The following is a 604-nucleotide window of genomic DNA, read 5'->3' as shown; positions in this document are numbered from 1 at the left end:
GGGTGGCCATCTGGGCGCGGGACTCGATCTGGAAGGTGCCGACGGTGTCGGCGTCGCAGATCATGTCGTAGACGGCCGGGTCGCCGGCGGGGACGGTGTGCAGGGCCAGGTCGAGGCCGTGGTGGGCGCGGAGCAGGTCGAACGACTCCCGCAACGCCGAGAGCATGCCCAGGCCGAGCAGGTCGAACTTGACCAGCCCGGCGGCGGCGCAGTCGTCCTTGTCCCACTGCAACACGCTGCGGCCGGGCATGGTGGCCCACTCGACGGGGACGACCTCGCCGACGGGCCGGTCGCACAGGACCATGCCGCCGGAGTGGATGGACAGGTGCCGCGGCAGCCGCAGCAGCTGGTCGACGAGGTGGGTGACCTGGTGGGGGACGCCGGCGTCGTCGGGCACGCTGGTGTCGAAGTAGCCCAGGTGCTTGGTCCAGCCGTCGACCTGGCCGGGGCTGTGGCCCAGGGCGCGGGCGACGTCGCGCAGCGCCAGCTTGGGCCGGTAGGTGTTGACGTTGGCGACCTGCGCGGCGCGCTGGCGGGTGTACTTGGCGTAGACGTGCTGGATGACCTCTTCGCGGCGGGCGTTCTCGATGTCGAGGTCGATGTC

General features: G+C 71.5%; 1 pseudogene. It reads right to left on the bottom strand.

The annotated features are described in order from the left end of the window. Nucleotides 1-604 (bottom strand): annotated as a pseudogene (locus DY240_RS22430) (error-prone DNA polymerase); the annotation flags it as partial.

Source organism: Jiangella rhizosphaerae (assembly GCF_003579925.1).
GTDB lineage: Bacteria > Actinomycetota > Actinomycetes > Jiangellales > Jiangellaceae > Jiangella > Jiangella rhizosphaerae.
This window is presented reverse-complemented; position numbering and strand designations above follow the sequence as displayed.